General features: G+C 59.7%; 16 protein-coding genes. 15 read left to right on the top strand and 1 reads right to left on the bottom strand.

Translation table 11 applies throughout. The annotated features are described in order from the left end of the window. Positions 1-2: 2 nt before the first annotated feature. Positions 3-1139 carry a mandelate racemase/muconate lactonizing enzyme family protein gene (locus NKJ90_RS18115; RefSeq protein ID WP_023756757.1) on the bottom strand — a complete coding sequence of 379 codons (1137 nt, stop codon included), beginning with the start codon at positions 1137-1139 and terminating at the stop codon, positions 3-5. Positions 1140-1273: 134 nt separating this feature from the next. On the opposite strand from NKJ90_RS18115, the gene NKJ90_RS18110 reads away from it, so the two are divergent. From NKJ90_RS18110 to NKJ90_RS18040, 15 genes are all read left to right on the top strand, one after another. After that, complete coding sequence (locus NKJ90_RS18110; RefSeq protein WP_156938465.1) at positions 1274-1909, top strand: GntR family transcriptional regulator; 636 nt, start codon at positions 1274-1276, stop codon at positions 1907-1909. A 129-nt stretch (positions 1910-2038) separates the two neighbouring features. Next, positions 2039-3277 (top strand): ABC transporter substrate-binding protein, encoded by a 1239-nt coding sequence (locus NKJ90_RS18105; RefSeq protein ID WP_023756755.1) that lies wholly within the window; start codon positions 2039-2041, stop codon positions 3275-3277. Positions 3278-3420: 143 nt separating this feature from the next. Then, positions 3421-4284 (top strand): carbohydrate ABC transporter permease, encoded by an 864-nt coding sequence (locus NKJ90_RS18100; RefSeq protein ID WP_245266357.1) that lies wholly within the window; start codon positions 3421-3423, stop codon positions 4282-4284. Continuing rightward, positions 4277-5122 (top strand): carbohydrate ABC transporter permease, encoded by an 846-nt coding sequence (locus NKJ90_RS18095; protein ID WP_023756753.1) that lies wholly within the window; start codon positions 4277-4279, stop codon positions 5120-5122. The genes NKJ90_RS18100 and NKJ90_RS18095 overlap by 8 nt, the downstream gene beginning before the upstream one ends. Positions 5123-5132: 10 nt before the next feature. Beyond that, a complete protein-coding gene (locus tag NKJ90_RS18090) occupies positions 5133-6212 on the top strand; it encodes an ABC transporter ATP-binding protein (protein ID WP_023756752.1) in 1080 nt (359 codons plus the stop codon). A 272-nt stretch (positions 6213-6484) separates the two neighbouring features. After that, positions 6485-7411, top strand: coding sequence for an ArsR/SmtB family transcription factor (locus NKJ90_RS18085; protein WP_023756751.1), 927 nt, complete (start codon positions 6485-6487; stop codon positions 7409-7411). A 183-nt stretch (positions 7412-7594) separates the two neighbouring features. Next, the gene (gene arfA, locus NKJ90_RS18080; protein WP_352486434.1) at positions 7595-9106 is read left to right on the top strand and encodes an arabinosylfuranosidase ArfA; all 1512 of its coding nucleotides are present in this window, start codon (positions 7595-7597) and stop codon (positions 9104-9106) included. 48 nt (positions 9107-9154) lie between these two features. Beyond that, on the top strand, positions 9155-10246 hold the full coding sequence (locus NKJ90_RS18075; RefSeq protein WP_023756749.1) for an ABC transporter ATP-binding protein: 1092 nt from the start codon (positions 9155-9157) through the stop codon (positions 10244-10246). Positions 10247-10280: 34 nt separating this feature from the next. Then, a complete protein-coding gene (locus NKJ90_RS18070; protein WP_245266395.1) occupies positions 10281-11183 on the top strand; it encodes a carbohydrate ABC transporter permease in 903 nt (300 codons plus the stop codon). Beyond that, positions 11180-12028, top strand: a complete 849-nt coding sequence (locus NKJ90_RS18065; protein WP_023756747.1) for a carbohydrate ABC transporter permease — start codon at positions 11180-11182, stop codon at positions 12026-12028. Before NKJ90_RS18070 ends, NKJ90_RS18065 begins: the two co-directional genes overlap by 4 nt. 99 nt (positions 12029-12127) lie before the next feature. Continuing rightward, positions 12128-13441 (top strand): ABC transporter substrate-binding protein, encoded by a 1314-nt coding sequence (locus NKJ90_RS18060; RefSeq protein WP_023756746.1) that lies wholly within the window; start codon positions 12128-12130, stop codon positions 13439-13441. Between the two features lie 581 nt (positions 13442-14022). Then, positions 14023-15558, top strand: coding sequence for an FGGY-family carbohydrate kinase (locus NKJ90_RS18055; RefSeq protein WP_023756745.1), 1536 nt, complete (start codon positions 14023-14025; stop codon positions 15556-15558). After that, positions 15555-16331 carry a DeoR/GlpR family DNA-binding transcription regulator gene (locus NKJ90_RS18050; protein WP_031259448.1) on the top strand — a complete coding sequence of 259 codons (777 nt, stop codon included), beginning with the start codon at positions 15555-15557 and terminating at the stop codon, positions 16329-16331. The genes NKJ90_RS18055 and NKJ90_RS18050 overlap by 4 nt, the downstream gene beginning before the upstream one ends. 50 nt (positions 16332-16381) lie before the next feature. Then, positions 16382-18040 (top strand): glycerol-3-phosphate dehydrogenase/oxidase, encoded by a 1659-nt coding sequence (locus NKJ90_RS18045; RefSeq protein ID WP_245266393.1) that lies wholly within the window; start codon positions 16382-16384, stop codon positions 18038-18040. Positions 18041-18414: 374 nt separating this feature from the next. After that, a complete protein-coding gene (locus NKJ90_RS18040; RefSeq protein ID WP_023756742.1) occupies positions 18415-19425 on the top strand; it encodes a sugar-binding transcriptional regulator in 1011 nt (336 codons plus the stop codon). Positions 19426-19439 lie beyond the last annotated feature (14 nt).

Here is a 19439-nt window from a genome sequence, read left to right as displayed (position 1 = left end):
CTTCACGGGACAAAGCGTGGATTTTCGGGCGCTGTGCCCAGTTCCGACCGGGCCAGTCGCCTCGGTCTCCTCCATTCGCCGCGTGCTTTTTCGGAAAGCACCAGTCCATGGCCGGGTCGATCGGGCGCATAGACGTAGCCGTCTCGGATTTCGATGGGCTGCTCCACCAGATGATCGAAATTCTGGAACGAATATTCCAGCCATTCGACCTCGGGAAGTGCGACCGCCATATGCACGCCAACCTCCAGGAAGGTGTTGCCGATGCTGACCGGGATTCCGAGTTCGGCGGCTAGCCACCCGATGCGCATGACGTCGGTCACCTGGCCGTGGACATTCAGTATGTCGGCTGCATGGGCTTCCAGAAGAAGCCGCTTGCCTTGAAGATCCAGATATTCGCCGCTGTTGACCTGGGTCCATGTCACGGCATGCCTGAGCGTTCTCAATCCTTCGTGGTCGTGACGCAGGATTGGATCCTCGACCCAGAGAAGATCGTGACCGGCATCGCGGATCGCGACCAATTTCACGAGCGCTTCCTTCGATGTCCACGCCTCGTTCGGATCGATCATGACTTTTGAGCCTGCCGGAACGCAGGTCTTCAACAGCTCCAGGCGCCGCAGATCGCGGTCGAAATCCGGATGGCCGACTTTGATCTTGAAAGCGGAGTAGCCAAGCGATGCCGCGTGAGAGAACAACGAGACGAACGCCTCATCGTCGAGGTGAAAATCGAGGCCGCTGGCGTAGGCTTTCACGCGGTTGCGGCGACTGCCAAGCAAGACGTGAAGAGGCAGGCCGGCTTCCTTCCCCGCAAGATCCCAAAGCGCCACCTGAACCGCCTCGTGAAAGGGCAGCGAATAGGTCCGCTGGTTGCCGCCGCGCGGGCGGTTCACACGGTGAACCAGCGCTATCGCCTTGTGCCCCTTGAGTGTCGGCCAAACCTCGTGTTCGAAAACAGTCTCGATCTCCGTCTGATCGGGTAGAGGATTGAAGAGCGTCTGGATGAACCCCAGCCCCACCTCGCCGCTTTCCGAAACGAGTTCCAAAGTGGCGACGTTGACGTCGTCCACCCGAACTTGACTGTCCCCGATTACCCGGTCGCGGGCGAACTGAAATCGGGTTATACGAAAATGCGAAAGGCTCATCACAAGGGCTTTCTGATCGTTTACAATGATAAACTGATCTATCAGATTGCGTCTTTAGTATCGGACCAATGGGGGTGCCGCAAGTGGTGGGCAAAGCAAAAACCGTCTCTACCGGCCTGGGGGCAGCCGTCCGTATGAGCGATATTGCCTATCAGCGTATTCTGGAGGGCCTGTTCGACAGGCGCGTTCCTGCAGGGGCCTTCGTTTCTCAAAACGAGTTGTCCGCGATCGTCGACGTGCCGGTTGCCCCGCTTCGGGACGCTCTGCGCGTTCTGGAGGCGGAAGGGATTCTGATAATCCACCCGCGCTCCGGCATCCAGTTCATCAGGCCCGGCATGGAGCTAACGCGTGCCACCTACCAATTCCGCGCCATCATTGAGCGCTCGGCGATCCGCGTCTTTGCCGAACAAGGCGACGAAACCGTCATGAATGCCTTGGAAATCCGGCATTCCCGTATGCTTAGAAGCGTGGAGCGGGATGGCCTCGGAAAGGAACAACTGGAGGCAATGGACGCGCTGGAGGGAGAGTTTCACGGCGCAATCATTGCGTCATTGCACAATCCTCTGATCGACAGCGCCTACCGGCGCATGCACAATTATCTGCGCCTGCTGCGGCTCGACCGCAAGATCACCGCGCCTATCATGGTCCGGACGATCAAGGAGCACCTCGACATCCTCGAGGCTTGCAGCACCAGGAATGCGGATGCCGCCGAAGCAAAGCTGCAGTCCCATTTCCAGGCTGCGATGCAACGGAATCTAGGTCTCGTCTGATAGGCCGGTAGCGATCAGTCGTTTTCCCAGTTTGCGCGCCGGCGCGGTTGCACGGCGTGGGAAAGGATGCTACCCAAAAACTGCAACTGATCGATCAGATTGCTGATCTGATATCTGGGAGGAGGTCGCATGCAGTTGAACAAGAGGCAGTTTCTCATGGGTTCGGCGGCTCTTGCGATGGCAGGGCGCGTCGGCGGTGCCCGTGCCGCGAATGCCATCAGTTACTGGCACCATTTCACCAGTCAGTCGGAAATGACCAGCCTGATGAAGATTATCGGATCGTTTCAGGCGGCGAATGCGGGTGTGGCGGTGACCCAGGAGAACATCCCGAACTCGGAATACATGGCGAAGGTCTCTTCGGCCGTGCTGACCGGTGGGCGTCCGGATACCGCCATGGTGATTGCCGAGCGCTTCGCCGATCTTACCGCGATGGAGGGGTTGATTGACCTTACCGAGCGGGTGAACGGATGGCAGGGCAAGGCCAATTTTCCCGAAAATCGCTGGACCGGGCTTTCCAGCAACGGCGCTATCTATGCGGTTCCCGCCTTTGCCTTCGTCGATTGGATGTACTACCGCGCCGACTATTTCGAGGAAGCCGGATTGGCCGGGCCACCCACGAAATTCGACGAATTCCTGGGTGCCTGCCGCAAGCTCACCGATCCGTCGAAGGGCAGGTATGCATTCGGCATGCGCGCCGGCGCCGGCGGTTTCAAATACGTCATCGATGTCATGGAGGCGTTTGGCTCGCCGATCGTCAAGGATGGACAGCCAGCCATCGACAGGGCGGCGGCGGTCGAGGCGATAACGTTTTATTCAGATCTCTTCCTGAAGGAAAAGGTTGTGCCGCCGAGCGCGCCCAATGACAGCTACCGCCAGATCATGGAGGGCTTCCGCACCGGGCAGACCGCGATGGTGTGGCACCATACCGGTTCGCTGAACGAAATCTCGGCTGCGATGAAGCAGGGCAACCAGTTCTCGACCGCACCGATGCCGGCCGGTCCGAAGGCGCATGTCGCCCGCGTCGCCTACGCCGGCAACGGTATCATGAAGGAAGACAATATCGAGGCCGCCTGGCAGTGGGTGAGTTTCTGGGGCCAGACCGATGCTGCGCTGACCTTGCTCGAGGGCACGGGCTATTTCCCGGCCTCCGCCGCTGCCCTGCAGGATCAGCGGATCACAGGCAATCCAATCTATAACGCGGCTGTCGAAACGCTGAAATTCGGACGCCTGCCGAACAATTTCGTTGGCGCGGCGGGTTGGTCCGAGAATGTCGTCAATCCCGCTTTCCAATCGGTGCTCACGGGTCAATCGACGCCGGAACAGGCTGTGGACCGGATGATCCAAGGCCTCGAAGCGGCCCTTCGCTGACATCCCGGCACGGCTGCTCCGACGTGTAGCCGTGCTTTGAACGCAACGGGACGGTGCTTTCGCTCCGGAGATACATGACGTCAAGCTCAAGCAGATATCTGCCTTTGCGGGCCCTCGGCGAACTGTCCGAGACCCGATATTGGATGTACTTACTGCTCCTCCCCAGCCTCGTCATGATCCTTCTGGTGATCGCCTATCCGACGCTTTACGGCATGGCCATCAGTTTTCGCGACATGCGTCTGACGCGTCCCGGGCTGGATGGCTGGGTCGGCTTCAAACACTATGCGGGAATGTGGTCCGACCCGGTCTTCTGGATCGCACTGAAGAATACAGTTGTGTGGGTCACTGCCGCCATCGTGCTGGAACTGGCGCTTGGCCTTCTCGCCGCGACAGCCCTCAACAGGGATTTGCCGGGCACGAAGATCTTCGCCGTGCTTATCCTGCTTCCCTATTTCCTCCCCAACGTCGTTGCGGGCCATATGTGGGCCTTGCTGCTCGATCCGCGGCTTGGCGTCATCAACGACCTTCTTGTCCGCGTGGGCGTGCTGGAGACCTACAAGGCCTGGTTCGCGGATCCCAATACCGCCCTGGCGGCGACCGTCCTCGTCGAGGCCTGGCATGGTTTTCCATTCTTCGCCTTGCTGCTGCTAGCGGGCCTGAAGAGTATTCCCGAAGATCTCTACAGGGCAGCGGCAGTGGACGGCGCCGGCGTCTCGGCGCAGCTCAGGCTGATCACCTTGCCCATGCTCAAGACCGTCATCGCGGCGGCAGTCATCCTGCGCGTCATTGGTCTGGTCAATTCGCCCGATCTGCTCCTCATTCTCACCGGTGGCGGACCGGGAGATGCCACGCAGGTCCTGTCGTTATATGCCTTCCAGACAGCCTACAAGGAATTCAATTTCGGCTACGCGTCGGCGCTGTCGGTGGTGATGTTTGTGATCCTGATGATCTTCGCGGCGGCATACATCCGCCTGTCCAGGATTACCAAGGGAGAGGGCGATGATTGAAAGCAAGCGCCGCCGGCGCACAGTTGCGAACATTGCTACCTACTTCGTCCTCGCGGGCCTGTCGATGTTCTGCATCGGTCCGATGATCTGGATGTTGCTGACATCGCTCAAATATGAGGCCGACATTGTCACCCAGACGATGCAGTACATACCGAGGCGCGTTACCTTCGACAATTATGTGGCCATCTGGACGCAGTCCGGTTTCCCGCGCCTGATAGGCAATAGCATCACCGTCACTTTCCTCACGGTGACGATCTGCGTCGCCACGGGTACGCTTGCGGCCTATGCATTTTCCCGCTTCGCGTTTCGGGGCCGAACTCAGCTCATGCTCGGCTATCTTGTCGTTCGCATGTTTCCTGCAGTCATGATGATCATTCCCCTCTATGTCGTCATGCGCGGCGTTGGTCTTGTAGACAGCCGTTTCGGCCTTGCGCTTGCCTATACGAGTTTCCTGCTGCCGCTGTTCGTGTGGATGCTCAAAGGTTTCTTCGATTCCGCACCCAGGGAACTCGAGAGCGCGGCACGCATCGATGGTTCGACCAGGCTTGGTGCCATGGTCCGTATCGTCATGCCGCTCGCCCGCAACGGCCTGGTCGCAAGTTCGGTGTTCATTGCCATCGCCGCGTGGAACGAGTTCCTGTTCGCCCTGATGCTGACGACGGGGCAGGGGTCCCGTACCTGGCCCGTGGGCCTGCAACTGATGGTCGGCGAGTTCCAGCTTCCATGGGGCGTCCTGGCGGCGGGCGGCATTCTCAGCATCCTGCCTGTCGTCGTTCTCTTCGCCATTGTCCAGCGAACCATGGTTCAGGGGCTCACTGCGGGCGCAATCAAGGGTTAGGAGTATTCGCATGGCGACACTTTCCATCAAGGACGTGCGCAAGTCCTATGGCTCCGTGCAGGTCCTTCACGGGGTCGACATCGAGCTTGAGGACGGAGGCTTTCTGGTTCTGCTCGGGCCGTCCGGATGTGGCAAGTCGACCTTGCTCAACATGATTGCCGGCCTCGACGACACGTCCGGCGGCGACATCCTGATCGGCGGACGCTCAGTCGTCGACCTTGCACCCAAGGACCGCAATATCGCGATGGTGTTCCAGTCCTATGCGCTTTACCCGACAATGTCGGTAGAGAGAAATATCGGCTTCGGACTGGAAATGCGGGGCGTGGACGCAGACCAGCGTAAGCGTGCCGTCGACGACGCGGCACGACTGCTGCAGATTTCGCACCTGCTCGACCGGCGCCCCGCCAACCTTTCGGGAGGACAGCGGCAGCGCGTTGCAATGGGGCGGGCGATCGTGCGCGACCCCGAGCTGTTCCTGTTCGACGAGCCGCTGTCCAATCTCGACGCCAAGCTTCGTGTAGAAATGCGCACGGAGATCAAGCGCCTGCACGAGCGTCTCGGCACGAGCATCGTCTATGTGACGCACGATCAGATCGAGGCAATGACGTTGGGCACCAAAGTGGCGGTGATGAAGGGAGGCCATATCCAGCAACTGGCCGATCCTCGCACCATCTATGAAAGGCCCGCCAACATATTCGTCGCAAGTTTCATCGGATCGCCGGCAATGAATTTCCTTCCTGGACGACTGGCCTCGAGCCCGAGCGGCGTGCGTTTCGCAGCGAACGGCGTGTCGGTCGCAATGCCGGCCGGCAAGCGACAGGTCGATTTCGACCGCCCGGTGATCCTGGGCGTAAGGCCTGAAGAACTAAAGGCGGTTGCGCGCGATGAAGCTTCGGTCACAGGGGTCATTGATGTGGTGGAACCTACCGGGCCTGAAACCATGGTGACGGTGCAGGTTGGCGAGCAGTCGATCATCGCACGCTTGCCACCGAGGTTTGCAGGCCGGCGAAAAGAGCCAATATTCCTCGCCGTCGATCCGGCGAGCGTCAATCTGTTCGACCCCGACAGCGAGCAGCGCATCGATATTTAGGGCGTGGACACTCCGAACATTCCGCTCAAATCCCCCGAAGTGGACTGCCACGAACGCAAACGCCTCCAGCGCTTCTTCTCCAAGCTCAAGCACGTCCGCCGCGTCGCGCCTCGCTGTGACACATCGGTCTTGCTCGCCTCGACACGGCTATCGCTCCGCCCCGCGGGTCTACGGCCCGAAATGACATGGAGCCGGCAGCGCATTGATTAAATCAAACATCCCGATATACAAGGTGATTTCGGATATAGATTTCGCACAGGGTTGGCAAATTCATGAGTCGCAATTTTCTTGTGATCGAACCCGAGGAGGGCATTGCCGTCCTCAGGGGGCTGGCCTCCTTGGCACGCATCTCCATGCTGAAATTGCTGCATGAGAAGGGGCCGATGAATATCAATGACATCGCCGCCGTGCTGTCGCTGCCGCAATCGACGGTCTCGACCAATATCCAGGTGCTCGAGGATGCTGGCCTGATCCGTACGGAGAACCAGAAGGCGAAGAAGGGCAGCCAGAAAATCTGCTATCCGACCGCCGAGGAAGTGCTCGTGGTCTTCAAGAGCGAGTATCGTTCGGTCAAGAACGACGCGATCGAAGTGTCGATGCCGATTGGGCTTTACACCGGGTTCGAGGTCACGGCGCCCTGCGGCCTCTGTTCGCCGGATGGGATCATCGGTCTGCTCGACGTGCCCAACACTTTTCTCGATCCGGACCGCATGAAAGCCGGGTTGCTGTGGTTCACGCGCGGCTTTGTCGAATACCAGTTCCCCAACAATGCCAAGCTTGCCAATGCCGAGATTACGGAGCTGGAAGTGGTGGTGGAACTGTCCTCGGAAGTGCCTGGCACCAGCGCCGACTGGCCCTCCGACATCACGCTGACGATCAATGGCATCGATGTCGGAACGTGGACCTCACCTGGCGATTTCGGCGACAAGCGCGGCGTCTTCACGCCCTCCTGGTGGAAGCTCAAGGGCTCACAATATGGCAAGCTGAAGAACTGGCGAATTTCCGCTGATGGCACCTATGTCGACGGTGTCAGAATTTCCGAAACCAGCCTCGCTGTCCTCGACCTCAAGAGCCATCATTCAATCCGCATCCGTATCGGCGTCAAGGACGACGCCGAGCGTCCCGGCGGGATCAATATTTTCGGCAAGGGATTTGGAAATTACGATCAGGACATCCTGCTCAGGATCAAAACCAGTTGATATCATCAAATCGGGTTTTAAAGATAGCGAAGCAATTTCAGTATCTTACCTCAATTCACGACCGCAGCCGCCGTTCTTTTGTCAGACATTTTGATGTTTTTGACTTGACGAACGAGCGCTGCTTCCCTTTGATATCGAATAAGGTGATTTAAATCACCATTTGTGATATCGTGGGAGGAATGCATGAAGGCAGCCGTAACGGCGCATCCGCACTATGTTGTCTCGGAAATCGATCCGCGGCTGTATGGATCCTTTATCGAGCATCTGGGGCGGGCAGTTTACACAGGCATCTATGAGCCGGGCCACCCGACGGCGGATGCCAACGGCATGCGTCAAGACGTTATCGATCTGGTCAGGGAACTAAACGTTCCGATCGTCCGCTATCCCGGCGGCAATTTCGTTTCAGCCTACAATTGGGAAGACGGCGTCGGCCCCAAGGAAGAGCGCCCGGTGCGCCTCGACCTCGCCTGGCACACGTCGGAAAGCAACGAAGTCGGCCTGCATGAATTTGCCGACTGGTGCGCATCCGCCAACACCGAGATGATGCTTGCCGTAAATCTCGGTTCACGTGGCCTCGACGAAGCCCGCAACTTCCTCGAATACACCAATCATCCAGGCGGAAGTGAGTGGAGCGACAAGCGCATCGCCAACGGCCGCCAGGAGCCTTTCGACGTCAAGCTGTGGTGCCTCGGCAACGAGATGGACGGCCCTTGGCAGATCGGCCACAAGACCGCCGACGAATATGGCCGCTTGGCCCATGAGACCGCCAAGGCGATGCGCGCCTTCTCCAAGTCGCTCGAACTGGTGGTCTGCGGCTCTTCTAATGCCAAGATGCCGACCTATCCCGAATGGGAAGCGACCGTGCTCGACCACACCTACAACGAGATCGACTACATCTCGCTGCATATGTACTTCGACAACCAAGCCAATGACGCGCCGAACTATCTCGCAATGAGCGAGAAGCTTGACGACTACATCGTCTCGGTCGCCGGCGTCATCGACTATATCAAGGCCAAGAAGCGCTCCAGCAAGCAGGTCTACATCTCGTTCGACGAATGGAACGTCTGGTACCATTCCAAGGAGCAGGACAAGAAGATTCTTGGCGGCAATGACGGCTGGCCCTTTGCGCCGCCGCTGCTCGAGGACATCTACAATTTCGAGGACGTGCTGCAGGTCGGCTTGATCCTCAACACCTTCATCCGTCGTTCCGATGTGGTCAAGATCGCCTGCCTGGCGCAACTGGTGAACGTCATCGCGCCGATCATGACCGTTCCCAACGGCCCGGCATGGCCCCAGACGATATTCTATCCCTATCTCTATGCCTCGATCTACGGCCGCGGCAATGCGCTGGATCTGAAGGTGGACAGCCCGACCTACAAATCCGCCGTCGCGGGCGACGTCTCCTATGTCGATGTGGCCGGCGTGCACGACACCAAAACCGGCCATGTCACCTTCTTCGCCGTCAACCGCCATTCGAGCGAGGCGATCGAAACCGTGATCGACATCACTGGTTTCGGCGCGGCTGATATCGTTGATCACCAAATGATGACGCACGCCGATCTCAAAGCCGTCAATTCAGCCGAGAATCCCGGCAATGTCGGCCCTAGGAAGGGAGTGGGCGCCTCGATGACTGACGGCAGATTGAGCCTGTCGCTGCCGGCCTATTCCTACCAGATGATACGCCTGAAGCTCTGACCTCGGGTCTGTTGTCGGAAAGTGCATGCGCTGAGGAGGAGCGTCGACGTGACGGCCGATATCGAAATCAGGAATGTGAACAAGCACTTCGGTGCCATGTCGGTGCTGGAGGATCTGTCGCTCTCCATCAAGGCACGCGAATTCATCGTGTTTCTCGGTCCATCCGGATGCGGGAAATCGACGCTTTTGCGCATGATCGCAGGCCTCGAAACTGTTGATAGCGGCGAGATCGCCATCAACAGGGAACGTATCGATCATCTGCCGCCGGGCAAGCGCGGCATTGCCATGGTGTTCCAGTCCTATGCGCTCTATCCGCATATGACGGTACGCGACAACATGGCCTTCGGGCTTGAGAATATCGGCATGTCGCGCGAGGTCATTGACGCGCGGATCAACGAAGCCGCCCGCATCCTCGAAATGCCGCATTTGCTCGAGCGCAAACCGGGCCAGCTCTCGGGCGGCCAGCGCCAGCGCGTTGCCATCGGCCGTGCGATCGTGAAAGAGCCGAAGGCCTTCCTGTTCGACGAGCCGCTCTCAAATCTGGATGCGGCGCTGCGAACCCGCACCCGCCTCGAACTTGCCCAGCTTCACCAGCGCCTGCAATCGACGATGATCTTCGTCACCCATGATCAGGTCGAAGCCATGACGCTCGCCGACCGCATCGTCGTCATGAACAACCGCAGGATCGAGCAGATCGGCTCTCCCATGGAAATCTACGAGCGCCCCGCGACCAAATTCGTCGCCGGCTTCGTCGGTGCCCCGGCGATGAACTTTATCGATGCGACACTCGACAGATCGAGTGGCAACGCCACGGCCAGGTTTTCGGACGGTATATCGGTTCGGACCGCGATTTCTTCCGACCTGTTGGCCGATGACAAGTACAGCTTCGGCATCCGTTCGGAAGATGTCCGCATCGTTCCTCCCGGGCAGGGCAATGCCGATGGCGTGGTCGATGTGCTCGAGCGGCTTGGCGAGCGCACCTTGATCTACATTCGTCTCGGCGATGGCCAGCAGATCGTCGGCTCGGATGTCGGCAACAGCCGGGTCGCGGTCGGCCACAAGGTAGGGCTCGCCTTCGACGGCCAGAAGTCGCATCTGTTCAGCGCGGCCGGCCGCGCCTGGCACGCGAGGGAGGCTTGATATGGCCGACCGGCTGACGATGCCGCGGACCGCGATGGCAACCGTGAGCGTCAGGGCTCCAAGCGTCGACATCTATGCGCCGCAATGGCGAAACTTCGTTTTCGTCGCGCCGTTCCTGTTCTTCTTCACGACGCTGCTCATCTTTCCGCTCCTCTGGGGGATGTGGCTGAGCTTCCACAAGGCCGACACGTTCTCGTCCGGAGATTTTGTCGGTCTCGGCAATTATGTCAGGCTGTTTCACGACAAGGTCTTCCTGCAATCGGTCTGGAACACCTTCTACTTCGTCCTTCTGACAGTGCCGACGCTGGCGCTGATCGGCCTTTTCCTCGCGCTTTGCCTCAACCGCCGCACGCGCACTGCCGCAGTGCTGCGGACCTTGTTCTTCTCTTCCTCGGTGCTGTCGGTCACAATCGTCACGCTGATCTGGCGCATCGTGTTCATTCCGAATGTCGGCCTTCTGTCGACGATCTACGGATGGTTCGGCGCAACCGCCCCGGCTTTCATTTCCGACCCCAGCCTCGCGATGATCGGTATCGCCATTGCCACCGTCTGGTGGTGCATCGGCTTGCCGATGATGCTGTTTCTCTCGGCCCTGCAGCAGATCCCGCAGGATGTTTACGAGGCGGCAGCCCTGGACAATGCCAATCGCTGGCAGACGCTGCGCTCGATCACGCTGCCGTCTATCAAACGCACTTTCATCCTGGTGATCATTATCCAGATCGTGCTGCAATTTCAGCTGTTCGGCCAGGCTTGGCTGATGACGCGCGGCGGCCCTAACAACCTCACCAAGCCGATCGTGCTCTACATCTATGACACCGCGTTCCGTCGTTGGGATCTGGGCATGGGTGCCGCGGCATCGGAGGTCCTGTTCATTCTGATCCTGATCGCGGCCATGGCCCAATACCTCGTAACACGCAACAAGGCGGATCAGACATGAGCGCGCCAGCCATTTCCATCAAGGGACGTGCGTTTGGCGACCGCGTGTTGCTGGCCCTCGTCATCCTGCTTTCGATAGCCATGATCGCGCCGGTTCTGTGGGTCATCGGCCTGTCGCTCAAGGACAATGCCGAGTTGATGGCCGATCCGAATTCGGTTTTTCGCCTACCCTACACGCTCAGGAACTACTTCAACACCATCGGCACCTCATCGGTATTTCTCTGGGTGCTCAACAGCATCATCGTCTCGGGCGGGCTGACACTCGGTACGCTGGTCCTGTCGTCGCTCGCCGGCTACGGGTTTGCACGTCTGAACTTCCCCGGCAAAAACATCCTGTTCGTGATCGTTCTCTTCGGTCTGGCGGTGCCGGAACAGGCCGTGCTCGTCGCCCGCCACCAGATCTTCAGCATATTGAAGTTCCACAACACCTATCACGGGCTCATTCTCCCCGGCCTGTCGGCTTCGTTCGGCGTCTTCCTGATGACCCAATATTTCAAGGCCATCCCGAAGGAGCTGGACGAAGCCGCCATGCTGGACAATGCCAGCCGGTTCCGGACCTTCTGGAAGGTGCTGCTGCCGCTCACCGTGCCTGCGCAGGCAACGCTCGGCATCTTCACCTTCCTTGGCGCCTGGAACGACTATTTGTGGCCGCTGATCTCGGCAACCAGGAAGGACATGTACACGCTGACCGTCGGCATGGCTTCGACACAGACGAATTTCGCCCAGTCCGAAGGCATCGGCTTCCTGATGGCGCAAGCTGTGTTCGCCGGCGCGCCGATCCTGATCGTCTACCTCTTTTTCCAGAAATACATCGTCACCGCCGTCTCCGGCGCCGCGGTCCGATAATGAGAATTGCAGGGCGGGGGAGTGCGCCGCAGCGATGGAAAGCATGACGCCAATCCAGTGTGGAGTGGCGGAAACTCAGTAGGAGGAACTGACATGAGAATGAAGAAAATACTGTTTGCCGCGGTCTCCGCGGGGGTAATGATGCTCGCAAGCCCAGGCTTTGCGGCAACGGAGCTGACGGTACAGCGCTTTTTCGGTGCCTGCGATGCCGATTTCGGCACCAACACCGATGTCACCAAGGCTGTTGGTGAATGCGGCATCATCACCTCGCTGATCAACAAGTTCAACGCCGACAACCCCGATGTGCATGTCAGCGTCAGCACCGTGGAATGGCCGGGCTATGACCAGTTGACCGCGCAATTCGCTTCGGGCGATGCCCCGGACATCGTCACCATCCATGAATCCGCGCTGTCGGACTACCAGTCCAAGGGGCTGTTGATGCCGCTCGACGATCTCTTGAAGTCCGTCGGCGTCACACCTGAAGCCTTCACGGACGCAGCGCGCAACGGTGCCACCAAAGACGGCAAGATCTACGGCCTGCCGATCGACAGCTGGACGATGCTCTATCACATCAACATGGATCTCTTCAAACAGGCCGGGCTCGTCAATGCCGACGGCACGCCGATGCTTCCGAAGTCGCCCGAGGAATTGCTCGCCCAGGCCGAACAGTTCAAGCAGAAGACCGGCAAGCCCTACTTCGTTCAGAACCTGGCTAATGAGACGGCACTCTACACGCGCAATCTCTACACCTATCTCTTTCAACAGGATTCCGACTTCTTTGCCGATCCGAAGCATGTGAAGCTGAATACACCGGAAGCCAAGAAGGTCGTCGAGATGTACAAGGCGATCTTCGACAAGGGCTACACCACCAAGGATCTCGACTACGGCGGCGCGATCAACGCTTTTCTTGCCGGTGACGGTGGCGTTCAGCTCAACGGCACATGGGTCGTCGGCGACAACAATGCCCAGTCCCAAACCAAGGGCACGGCGCTCAACAAAGGCGGCTACGCTGTGTACCCATATCCGCAGCTTTTTGGCGGTGCCCATGCGCAATATGCCGATGGCCACACCTGGGCAGTCTCGCAGAAGGACCGCACGCCTGAACAGACCGCGGCCATCGGCAAGTTCCTGAAGTTCTTCGCCGACAACGACTTCGAATGGTCGCGCACCGGCCACCTGCCGGCATACAAGGCCATCATCACCTCGGATGCCTTCAAGGCGCTGCCGCATCGCAACACGATCGCCGCTGTCGCCGATCTCGGCAGGCCGCTGCCGTCAGCCGTGCAGCGTCAGTTTGCGATCCAGGACATTGTCGGCGAAGAGATGAGCGCTGCAATCACTGGCCAGAAAGACGTCGACGCCGCCCTTGCCGACATGGAAAGCCGCGTCAACGAGTTGCTCGCCAACATTTGACCACCAGCTCTTCCCGAGAACGCTCCCAACGCCCCGCGACCGGAAACGGTCGCGGGGTTCTTTGCCAAATGGGAGCAGGTGCATCCGATCCAGACAACCACACCGATGCGGTTTGACACTCATTGCGGATGGTCCCCTCTGATGTAATTTGGACCTTTCTCGGATGGGGAAGGTGCCTGCTGTCGCGACGTTTTTCACTCTGTTGCTGTCTCGGCAGATTGTGAGCTCTTAACAGACCTTGATACCGCAACCTGAGGCAGTTGCCATGCTCCGGCTTTGCGGATTAATCGATGGCGATCGGCGGCCGATTGAACGATCCTGGTGGGATATTTTTATCGACAAAAAATCGAATTAAATCAGAATTCTATAACCATTGATGTCCATTTTGACGCGCGCGTCAAAAGGGTTGTCTCATAGATTGACGTTAAATTAACATCGATATATGGTTCGATTAATCCGTTGGATGCCATCGCTTTTGTATCACCGTTGCTCGTCGATCGCCGCTATGTCTGTCACCCTTGCCCCAGCCTGCAGGATAAGCTTGCAGTGCGCATTGCCAGTCGCTGAAAGAGGCGGTGACCGTGCCCAGTTTGCTCGGAATCGATAACGGTCTCACGGTTACCAAGGCGGTGATCTTCGATACCGATGGCACTCAGTTGTCCGTGGCGCGTCGGCGGGTGCCGCAATCGATGCCCCATGCGCGCTGGGTGGAGCGCGACATGGCCGGCCTCTGGCAGGCCACCGCCGACGCAATCAAGGAGGCGATCGCCCTCTGTGGCCGCCCGGCAGACGATATCAGGGCGGTGGCGGCGACCGCGCATGGCGACGGTCTCTACCTGCTCGACCAGGATCGTCGGCCGCTGGGGCCTGGAATCCTGTCGCTCGACAGCCGCGCCGGCGAGATTGTAGAACAATGGTCGGCGGACGGGGTCTTCGAAGATGCGTTGGCGCGCACCGGCCAGGCGCCGCACGTCTCGGCTCCATCGGCGCTGCTAGCCTGGATCAGGAAGAACGAGCCAGACCGCTACGGGCGCATCTGGCATATACTGGCCTGCAAGGACTGGCTGCGCTTTTGCCTGTCGGGCACGATCGGCACCGACCGTACCGAGGCCAGCACCTCATTCACGGATGTCCGCACGCAAGCCTTCGCGCCGGAAGCGATGCGCATCTTCGGACTGGATGGTCTTTTCGACGCGCTGCCGCCGATGGCGCATTCGGCTGACATAGTCGGCCACGTCACTGCTGAGGCCGCCGAAGTGACTGGCCTTCGCAAGGGGACACCCGTCGCGTGCGGACTGCATGACGTGACCGCCTCGGCCCTTGGCATGGGCGGCCATGAGGAGGGCATGCTCGCCATCGTCGCCGGGACCTATTCCATCAACGAAGTCGTCTCTTCGGAACCGCGCGTCGACCCGCGCTGGTTCTGCCGCAACGCCATCGACGCAGGCCGCTGGAACAATATGGCGATCTCGCCGGCCTCGACCGCAAACTATGACTGGTTTCTCGATACGTTTTGCCGCTCGGAGCAGGAAAAGGCATCGGTCGATGGTGGCTCGATCCATGAGTTGCTTGCAGCAGAGATCGACGTGGCGCTGAAGAAGCGGTCGACCATCCTGTTTCACCCCTATCTGTTCGGCTCCCCGTTTGGCGATTTCGCCAGCGGCAGCTTTGTCGGCCTGCACGGCTGGCACGATCGCGGCGATATGCTCAAGGCGGTTCTGGAGGGCATTGCTTTCAATCATCGCACCCATGTCGAAGCCTTGCGCGAGGGCTTTCCTATCAGCGAGATCCGCCTGACCGGCGGCGGTTCGCGCAATCCGGCTTTTGTCCAGATGTTTGCCGATGTGCTGAACGCCCCGGTCACCATCACCTCGACCGACGAGGCCGCGGCCTTTGGCGCTGCCCTTTGCGCGGGTGCCGCGGTCGGCATATTCGCGACGCCGCAACAAGGTGCCACGCAGGCCGGCATGACGGCGCGCCAATACGAGCCAGTGCCGGCCTCAAGTGCTGTGTTCAACGAGCGCTTTTCCCTCTATGGCCGCATAGCCGGTGCGCTCGAACCGCATTGGCCCGAGATCGAGAAGCTGGCGCGGCCAGACACTGGGGGAACCGCATGATCAAGGCCGACGAACGACGCGAAGAGATCGCCGACTATGTGATCAAGCTCGGCCAGGTGCGCATCGACGATCTGGTCGAGCATTTCGGCGTATCGCGCATGACCATCCACCGGCACATCGACCGGCTGGCCCAGCAGGGCGTATTGCGCAAGCTGCATGGTGCGGTGACGGTTCAGCCGTCCGGCCTCTACGAAAGCGCCTTCCGCTATCGGGTGACGGTCAATCGGGCTGAAAAGGATGCGCTGGCGCGGGCGGCACTGGATTATGTCGAAGCCGGCCAGGTGGTGATGCTGGACGATTCCTCGACGGCAAACGCCGTCGCCACGCTGCTGCTCGACGTCAAGCCGCTGACCGTCATCACCAATTCGGTGGCGACGGCGTCGCTGCTGACCAATGTCGACGACATCGACTTCATCTGTCTCGGCGGCCAGTACCACGTCACCTACAATGCCTATATCGGCATCGTCTGCGAGAACGCCGTGGCGCAATTGCGCGCCAATGTGCTGATCTGTTCGGCTTCGGCCATCACCGGAACCACCGCCTTCATCCAGGATCCCAATGTCGTGCGGGTCAAGCAGGCGATGATGGCCGCATCGGTCAAGCGCATCCTTCTGGTCGATCACGCAAAGTTCGACAGGATCGCGCTGCACGTCTTCGACGACCTGACCAGCTTCGACGTCGTGCTGGCGACCGAAGGCTTGGGCGATGCGCGGGCGCAAGCCCTCGAACGGGCCGGCGTCAAGCTGCGCATCGTCAAGACGAAAGCGCCATGAACCCAACGGAAGCAGCACGTACGGGAAACCCCGCAGGGCGTTTGGCTGCCATGGCCGGGACAGGCGAGGTCGACGTCGTCATTCTCGGCGCCGGCATCAACGGGGCGGGCCTGTTTCGCGATCTGTGCGCACAAGGCGTCAGCTGCCTGATCGTGGACAAGAGCGACTTCGGCGCGGGCACCAGTGCCGCGCCGTCGCGGCTCATTCATGGCGGTTTGAAATATCTCGAAACCGGCGAGTTCGGTCTGGTGGCGCAGTCGACGCTCGAACGCAATCTGCTTTTGAAGAACGCGCCGCATTATGTCAGTCCGCTGCCGACCGTCATCCCGATCTTCTCCTGGAGCAAGGGCATGCTGGCGGCGCTGCGAACGCTGTTCGGCTCGACCAGCGCACCGCGCAGCCGCGGCGCCATCCTGATCAAGATCGGCCTGATGATCTATGATTTCTATGGCTCGCGAAACCGGGTCATGCCGCGCCACCGCATGGTCGGGCGGCGCCAGGCGCTCAGCGGGATGCCGGCGCTCAACCCTTCGATCGTCGCCACCGGCACCTACTACGACGCCAAGATAAGCCACCCCGAAAGGCTGGTGCTCGAACTGATCCTCGATGGGCTGCAGGCGAACGCGGCCTCGGCCAGCGCGAATTACACGGCGCTGGTGGCCTCGTCCAATGGCGTACTGACATTCCAGCCGGAAAACGGCGCCGCCTTTTCGGTGCGGCCGAAGCTGGTGGTCAATGCCGCCGGTCCATGGATCGATCGTGTCAACGATCTGCTTGGCGCGCCCTCGAAGATGATCGGCGGCACCAAGGGCTCTCACATCCTGCTGAGGCACGACGAACTGGTCAAAAGCCTTGCCGGGCGCATGCTTTATTTCGAGGCCGACGACGGCCGTATCTGCCTCGTCTACGACTATCTCGGCTTGGCGCTGGTCGGCTCAACCGACATCAAGGCCGACAATCCCGACGAGGTGCGCTGCGAGCCTGACGAAGTCGAGTACCTGCTCGACAGCGTGCGAACGCTGCTGCCGGGCATGGCATTCGAGCGCGAGCAGATCGTCTACGTCTATAGCGGCATCAGGCCGCTGCCTTCCTCGGATGCATCGGTGCCCGGGCTGATCAGCCGCGATCACTCGTCACCGATCGCCGAGCCGGACCAGAACAGACCTTTCGCGGTTATCTCGCTGGTCGGCGGCAAATGGACAACGTTCCGTGGCTTTGCAGAGGAAGTCGCCGGCACCGTGCTCGGTCGCCTGCAGCGCAAGCGCGAGGTCTCAACGCAAGCCATGCCAATTGGCGGCGGCAGGGATTTTCCAGCCGATGCGGCGGCACGCGCAGACTGGCTGGCCCGGGCATGGTCGGAAACGGGCATCGCGGAACGGCGTCTCGATGAATTGCTGTCGCGCTACGGAACCAGAGCCCTGGAGATTGCCGGGCACGAACTGGACGATAAGGGCGATCTGCCGGATTCCGAAGGCTACAGAAAATCGGAAATCGACTACATCGTCCGCAGCGAGTTCGTGGAACATCTGACTGATATCGTCATGCGTCGCAGCACCCTGGCGATATCAGGTTCCCTGACAGGCCGGGACCTGCAGGAGATCGCGTCGATCGCCGGAAGGGCGTTGGGCTGGAGTGCTGGGCGCATTGCGCGGGAAGTCGAAGCCGCCGTTGTGGAGCTCAAGGGCCGCAACCTGATGCGGCTGGCCTGATCGCGTCATCGGGCAATGCCGATGGCTTTTCTCAAGGCAATCCTATCGGTTTGCCCATGGCTCCGTCGCATGTGCAACACACCGCAACACAGCCTGATTGGGATTTATGTGCCGCCGGGCATAAATGATTGAAAACAGACATTTAGTTTGAAGATCGGCAGCAAATACCGGTTGCTGTCTCGATGGCATTGAAGCGATATAACATCGATTGACGTTAAAATAACACATCATTATGATCACCCAATATGCAGACCTCCTAATAGGGCCACACAGAATTCCCCGTAGGCCAAATCCGGCGAGGGATTGACAGCGATGCAGGGATGTGAAAATTTTTGCACACAAAGATAATAATATCATCCTGGGGAGGAGATGGCTTGAAATCCGGCGGAACCGCTAACCGCGACCATGAATCCAGCCTCGCCACCCGCGCGGCCTGGCTTCACTATGCCGGCGGTCTCACACAGGCCCAGGTGGCCAAACGGCTCGGCTTGACCAGCCTCAAGGCGCATCGGCTCATCACCCGGGCCACTCAGGATGGCCTGGTCAGAGTGATTATCGACGGCGACGTCGGCGAATGCATCGACCTCGAGCAGCAGCTGATCGATGCTTATGGGCTCGATTACTGCGAGGTCGTTCCTGATCTCGATCAGGACGATCTGCCGCTGAAGGCGCTTGGCATCGCCGGCGCGCAGTTTCTGAAGCGCGAGATCGATCGCGGCGAGGACATGCTGATCGGCGTCGGCCATGGTCGTACCCTCGCGGCAAGCGTCGAGTATCTGACGCGCACCGCCGCCGCCCATATCCGTTTCGTCTCGCTGCTTGGCGGCGTGACGCGCAAATTCGCGGCCAACCCGCACGATGTCATGCATCGCCTGGCCGAGCGGACAGGCGCGCAGGCCTATGTGATGCCGGTGCCTTTCGTCGCCAACACTGCCGAGGACCGTGAGGTGCTGCTTGGCCAGCGCGGCATTAGCGATGTCTTCGCTCTCGCAAGCCGATCCGACCTGATGTTCGTCGGCATAGGAACCGCCATGCGGGAAGCCTCGCTGGTCGCTACCGGCATGATCGAACATTCCGAAATCGATGAGGTCAAACGCGACGGTGGCGTTGGCGAGCTGCTCGCCCACTTCTTCGATGACAAGGGACGCCCGGTGGAAACGGCGCTGTCGGAGAGAATTCTGGCGCTTCCGCGGGATCAGTTGAAAGGCCGCAGGATTGTCGCCGTCGCCGGTGGCAAGGTGAAAGTGCGCGCGATCAAAGCGGTGCTCGAGAGCCGTTATCTGAGCGGCCTGATCACCGATGAAAGCACTGCACGCGCTCTTGTCGAAAAGAACCAATCCAATGGTGCAAAGCGCCATGTGAACGGAGGATCGTCAAATGCGTGACAACGGCAGATCTG

Origin of the sequence: Mesorhizobium sp. M0051, from assembly GCF_040323235.1 — a bacterium.
In the GTDB taxonomy this organism is placed as follows: Bacteria; Pseudomonadota; Alphaproteobacteria; order Rhizobiales; family Rhizobiaceae; genus Mesorhizobium.
Note: the sequence above shows the minus strand (reverse complement) of the source record. Positions and strands in the feature narration are given on the sequence as shown.

Excerpts from the sequence above, each read along its gene's own strand:
- NKJ90_RS18115 (WP_023756757.1), bottom strand. The coding sequence starts at position 1,139 with ATGAGCCTTTCGCATTTTCGTATAACCCGATTTCAGTTCGCCCGCGAC.
- NKJ90_RS18110 (WP_156938465.1), top strand. The coding sequence starts at position 1,274 with ATGAGCGATATTGCCTATCAGCGTATTCTGGAGGGCCTGTTCGACAGG.
- NKJ90_RS18105 (WP_023756755.1), top strand. The coding sequence starts at position 2,039 with ATGCAGTTGAACAAGAGGCAGTTTCTCATGGGTTCGGCGGCTCTTGCG.
- NKJ90_RS18100 (WP_245266357.1), top strand. The coding sequence starts at position 3,421 with ATGTACTTACTGCTCCTCCCCAGCCTCGTCATGATCCTTCTGGTGATC.
- NKJ90_RS18095 (WP_023756753.1), top strand. The coding sequence starts at position 4,277 with ATGATTGAAAGCAAGCGCCGCCGGCGCACAGTTGCGAACATTGCTACC.
- NKJ90_RS18090 (WP_023756752.1), top strand. The coding sequence starts at position 5,133 with ATGGCGACACTTTCCATCAAGGACGTGCGCAAGTCCTATGGCTCCGTG.
- NKJ90_RS18085 (WP_023756751.1), top strand. The coding sequence starts at position 6,485 with ATGAGTCGCAATTTTCTTGTGATCGAACCCGAGGAGGGCATTGCCGTC.
- arfA (WP_352486434.1), top strand. The coding sequence starts at position 7,595 with ATGAAGGCAGCCGTAACGGCGCATCCGCACTATGTTGTCTCGGAAATC.
- NKJ90_RS18070 (WP_245266395.1), top strand. The coding sequence starts at position 10,281 with ATGGCAACCGTGAGCGTCAGGGCTCCAAGCGTCGACATCTATGCGCCG.
- NKJ90_RS18065 (WP_023756747.1), top strand. The coding sequence starts at position 11,180 with ATGAGCGCGCCAGCCATTTCCATCAAGGGACGTGCGTTTGGCGACCGC.
- NKJ90_RS18060 (WP_023756746.1), top strand. The coding sequence starts at position 12,128 with ATGAAGAAAATACTGTTTGCCGCGGTCTCCGCGGGGGTAATGATGCTC.
- NKJ90_RS18050 (WP_031259448.1), top strand. The coding sequence starts at position 15,555 with ATGATCAAGGCCGACGAACGACGCGAAGAGATCGCCGACTATGTGATC.
- NKJ90_RS18045 (WP_245266393.1), top strand. The coding sequence starts at position 16,382 with ATGGCCGGGACAGGCGAGGTCGACGTCGTCATTCTCGGCGCCGGCATC.